Source organism: Stenotrophomonas sp. P5_A8, assembly GCF_056400545.1.
This window is the reverse complement of the sequence record NZ_JBFULB010000273.1, coordinates 1-5,229: the sequence shown is the minus strand read 5'-3', so window position 1 is coordinate 5,229 and position 5,229 is coordinate 1. Positions and strand designations below refer to the sequence as shown.

Below are 5,229 nucleotides of genomic sequence, written 5' to 3'. Positions count from 1 at the left end.
AGCTTACATGGACGTACTTGCAGCGTGTCACGCGAACCCACACACCCCCGCCCAATCCGGTAGCAAGCGGTCGATCACCGCACGTCGCTACCACCATCCTCGCGCGCGTCGCGCTTCTGCGCGCGGGCCTCGAGCGCCGCACGGCCCTCTTTCATCCCGGTGCGGATCTGGTTGATCCGCTCGCGCCACTCGGTCTTCAACTGCCAGTCGGCCATGCGCATCACCTCACCGGCACGATGCGCCACGCGCACCAGCCCGAGGTTGCCGGCCACGCCCTTGATCGCGTGCGCCTGCTCGCGCAGATGCACCCAGTCAGCGCGCTCGCCATCGGCGGCGGCCACCTCGATGCACTGCCGCGCATCCTCCAGGCATTGGCGAACGAACTCCTGCTCGAACGCCTCCCCCAACCCCAGCGACGCCAGCTCATCGAGCACGCCCGGATCGAGCACGCCGTCGGGCGCCACCGACACATGCACCACCGGCGCCGTGGCCCGCAACTGGTCGTTGGTGGCGATATCGGCCAGCGTATCCAGCAGCCGCACCGCCACCACCGGCTTGCCGAAGAAGGTGTGCGCGCCGGCCTGGGTGCACTGCTGGATCGCCTCGGGCGTCACATCGGCGCTGAGGATCAATACCGGTGTGCGCGGTGCACCGCCGGCCTGCATCACCCGCAGCTCCTTGAGCATGTCCAGCCCGCTCATCCCCGGCATGTGCAGATCGGCGATGGCCACGTCGTAATCGCTTTCGGCCAACGCATCCAGCACCGCCTCGGCATCGTTGACGCATACCACCTTGTGCCCGGCCTTCTGCAGCAGCCGCTGCAGCACCAGGCGATTGGCCTGATGATCGTCGGCCACCAGAATCTTCATGCTGCGCACGCGTGCGCGATGGCGCAGGAACGGGTCGGCAAACGCGATCACGTTGTTGCCGCTGCCGGGCACGCTCTCGCCGACCACCGCCGGGGTGAACTCGCCGGCGACCACCGGGGGAAGTGCAAACGGCAGCTCGAACCAGAAGCAGCTGCCCTGCGGCGGGTTCTCGGCAAAGCCGATCTGCCCGCCCATCGCCTCCACCAGGCCCTTGGCAATGGTCGTGCCCAGCCCGGTGCCCTCGTGCCGACGCGCCATGCTCACATCGGCCTGCTCGAAGGCCTCGAACAACCGCGGACGCATGGCCGGGACCACGCCGATACCGGTATCGAGGATGTCGAACCGGATCCGCACGTTGCCCTGCCCGTCATCGCGCAGCAGCGACACCCGGATCTCGACCTTGCCGTGGTCGGTGAACTTGACCGCGTTGCCAGCCAGGTTGAGCAGGATCTGCCGCAGATGGCCCAGGTCGCCGCGCAGCCGCGCCGGCACCGCGTCATCCACCTTGACCTGGTAGGCCAGACGCTTGACCTTGGCCTGCGGCAACAGGATCAGCCCGATGGACTGCATCACATCGGCCAGCGAGAAATCCTCGGCCAGCACCCGCAGCTTGCCCGCCTCGATGGCCGAGATGTCCAGCACCTCCTCCACCAGTGCCAGCAGGCTGCGGGAGGAGGCCTGGATGGTGCTGACGCACTCGCGCTGCTCTTCATCCAGCTGCGTGGTGGCCAGCACTTCGGTCATCCCCGACAGGCCATTGAGCGGCGTGCGGAATTCATGGCTCATGTTGGCCAGGAACCGGCTCTTGGCCTCGCTGGCGCGACGCGCCTCGTCCATGGCGTGGGTCAACTGACGCAGCAGGCTGGAGAAGTACAGCGGCACCGCCGCCAACCCGAGCCAGAGCCCGAAGCCCAGGCGACCGTTCTGTTCCCAATAGGGCGTGGCCAACATGGTGTAGCCGAAGCTGCCCAGCGCCATGGCCACGGCTGCGTACAGATAATTGTTCCCGTAGCGCATGCCGTTGCCCACGGTCACCCACATCACCACGATGTAGACCCACGCCAGCGGCTCGCCCATCTGCACCATGCCTGCGGCGATCAGGCCGTAATCGGCCAGCATCCCGGCGATACGCCGCGGATCCGAGCGCGCCGGCCGCACCAGCAGCCAGGCAAACAGCGTGATCGACAGGAACAGCCCGGTCAGCACGATCGCCAGCACGCCGTGATGCTGCGCCGGCGGCAGGTCGTGGCGCACGCTGGGCATGAGCACATAGCCCAGGATCAGCGTGATCAACACGATACGCACGATGGCCTGGCCGTGCTCGCTGTCCGAACGCTTGGTCAGGCGCTCCTTTACCTGCAGGTAGAGGCGATGCACCGGTCCCACCGCCGCCGTACGCGGGTCGGCGGCGGCCGGGGGCGCGGCCCGGCTGATGCCGACGAAGTACAGCGGGGTCATGCCCAGTCCCAGCAGCAGTCCCCAGCCGAGTAGATGGTGTCCGGCCCAGTACGGGGAAAACAGGAGTGCGCAGAGGAACGCCGCGCAGCCCATCGCGGTGGCGGCATGCAGGTAGCCGCGCCCATAGCGCATGCCATTGCCGATGGTGACCCAAAGCAGCACCACATACAGCAACGCCGCCGGTTCTCCCTGCAGGGTCATGATCGCGCCCATGCAGGCGTAATCGGTGACCATCCCCACGGTACGCCGCGCGCGCGACACGCCCGGTCGCGCCAACAGACCCGCCAGCAACAGCATCGCCACGGCCAGCTCGACTGCCAGGATCAGCCACGTCACGCGCAGAATGTCGCCCCCCACCTGCGTATAGCGCCAGCCGAGATAGCCGATGAACAACGCGGTGATCGCAATCCGGATGAAGTTCTGGAGGTGCTCGCTGTCGGGTCGATTGGACAGCCGCGCACGCAGCTCGGCGAGGATGCCGCGGCCGGCGTTGGAGCCATTCGACGCGCGTCGTCCCGCGTGTGCCGACCGGCTCACGTGGATGAGAGCGGCGGCCACGACCAGCGTCGCACCGATCCACCACTGCGCGGGCGCGAGCACCGCCAGTGCGACCAGCGACACCAGCGTGGCAGGAAAGAACCGGACGAACGCATGGCCGCGCATCGTGTCCAGCCGCTGCTTGAGGCGCTGGAGCAGGCCATGCATGTCACATCCCCGGGCGGGTCGAGGCGGTCGAGTGCTGGGCGCAGATTTCGTCCAGCTGTTGCCGGCCGCGCAGCAGCGCGTCCACGCAACGCGGGTCGAACAGCCGGCCACGCTGTGCGTAGAGGTAGGCCAACGTCGCTTCCATCGTCCATGCTTCCTTGTACGGTCGGGGTGAGATCAGGGCATCGAATACATCGGCAACCGCCACGATCCGCGCTTCCAGCGGGATCGCATCGCCGATCAGGCCGTCGGGATACCCGCTGCCGTCATAACGTTCGTGATGGCGCAGTGCGATCAACGCACCGACCTGGATGAAACGGTTCTGGCTGCCGCTCAGCAGCTCATAGCCGATACGCGGGTGCCGGCGCATGATCGCCAGCTCCTCTTCGTTGAGCTTGCCCTGCTTGAGCAGCACCGCATCGGGGATGGCGATCTTGCCCATATCGTGCAGGGGCGCCGCCATCTCGATCAGCTTGCACTCGTCCTCGGGCAGGCCGAGCTGCTCGGCGATCAACCCGGCCACGTGCGCCATGCGCTCCAGGTAGGCACTGGTGCCGGCATCACGGAACTCGATCGCACGCGCCAGCCGCGACAGCGTTTCGCGTTCGCGCTCTTCCACTTCATGCATGCTGGCCAGCAGGCGCTGTTCCAGCGACAGCGCGCGTTGCTTGACGTTTTCCGACTGCTGGCGCAACTGCAAGAGGTTGTAGCAGCGCGCGCGCAGTTCGCGCGGGCGGATCGGCTTGACCAGGAAATCGATGACGCCCGCTTCGAGCGCGGCCTGGCGGATCGGCTCGTCACCGACCACGGTGATCAGGATCACCGGGATGTCGCGGTGCTTGGGCAACCGGCGGAAGCGGCGGGCGAACTCCAGCCCATCCATCTCCGGCATGCGGTAGTCGAGCAGCAGCAGGTCCACCGGGTGCGATTCGCACCAGGCCAGCGCGGTGAGCGGATCCCCGAAGTCGTGCACGCTCAGTTCCGGCGCGATGTCCTCGATGACATGACGGAGCATGGTGCGCGCGGACGTCTGGTCGTCAACGATGACAATATTCAAGGATGCTTCCGCCGTCTTCCTGGACCACACTGGAACATGCTGCGGAGAGAATACTCCGCCACTCTGCACACTGGCACCTTGCATGGATCCGCCTCCCGTCGTGATCTCCCGGTTCATGATCGTGGTCGCGGTGTGATGCGGATGTCACGCACCACCGGACCGATCATCGCCCTGGCCATCACGGCGTCTACCGGGAAGGCCACGCAGAAACCATACGCGCGCGGCCACCTCAGCGGAACCCCGCCCCGGCTGCCCTCCCTTGGCAGCCGGACCTACGTCTCAGTTTTCCGGACGCATATAGGGGAACAGCAGTACATCACGAATCGAACTGCTGCCGGTGAGCAGCATCACCAGACGGTCGATGCCGATACCCAGGCCGCCGGTCGGGGCCATGCCGTACTCCAGCGCACGGATGTAATCGGCGTCGTAGTGCATGGCCTCGTCGTCGCCGCCTTCCTTGGCCGTCACCTGGGCCTGGAAACGGGCGGCCTGGTCTTCCGGGTCGTTCAACTCGGAGAAGCCGTTGGCCAGTTCCTTGCCGTTGATGAACAGCTCGAAGCGGTCGGTGTAGCCGGGCTGGTCGTCGTTGGCACGGGCCAGGGGGGAGACCTCGACCGGGTGGTCGGTGATGAAGGTCGGCTGCACCAGCGTGTGCTCGACGGTAGCTTCGAAGATCTCCAGCAGCAGCTTGCCCCAGCCGTAGGACGGCTTGATGCGGATCTTCAGGCGCTCGCAATGGGCAGCCAGCGCGTCGCGGTCGGTGCAGTCGGCGGCGCTGATTTCCGGGTTGTGGTGGCGCACCGCCTCGTCCATGCGCCAGCGGCGGAAGGCCGGGGCCAGGTCGATGGTGGCGCCGTCCCAGGTCACCGTAGTCGTGCCCAGCACCTGGTTGGCCACGTCGCGGATCACCCCTTCGGTCAGGTCCATCACTTCGGTGTACGTGGCGTAGGCCTCGTACAGCTCCATCATGGTGAATTCCGGGTTGTGGCGGGTGCTCACGCCTTCGTTGCGGAAGTTGCGGTTGATCTCGTAGACGCGCTCCAGCCCACCCACGACCAGGCGCTTGAGGTACAGCTCCGGGGCCACGCGCAGGTACAGGTCCAGGTCCAGCGCGTTGTGGTGGGTGGTGAACGGCTTGGC

3 protein-coding genes are annotated in these 5,229 nt (G+C 66.6%); all 3 read right to left on the bottom strand.

Going from position 1 to position 5,229, the window contains the following annotated elements; translation table 11 throughout:
• Positions 1–74 precede the first annotated feature (74 nt).
• Entirely contained in the window at positions 75–3,032 is a 2,958-nt protein-coding gene (locus tag AC1DQP_RS16045; protein ID WP_478051996.1) for an ATP-binding protein, read from the bottom strand.
• Between the two features lies 1 nt (position 3,033).
• On the bottom strand, positions 3,034–4,173 hold the full coding sequence (rpfG, locus tag AC1DQP_RS16040; RefSeq protein ID WP_256777169.1) for a cyclic di-GMP phosphodiesterase response regulator RpfG: 1,140 nt from the start codon (positions 4,171–4,173) through the stop codon (positions 3,034–3,036).
• A 195-nt stretch (positions 4,174–4,368) separates the two neighbouring features.
• Positions 4,369–5,229, bottom strand: an 861-nt coding sequence (locus tag AC1DQP_RS16035; RefSeq protein ID WP_478051995.1) for a lysine--tRNA ligase, incomplete at its 5' end; no start/stop codon positions are given.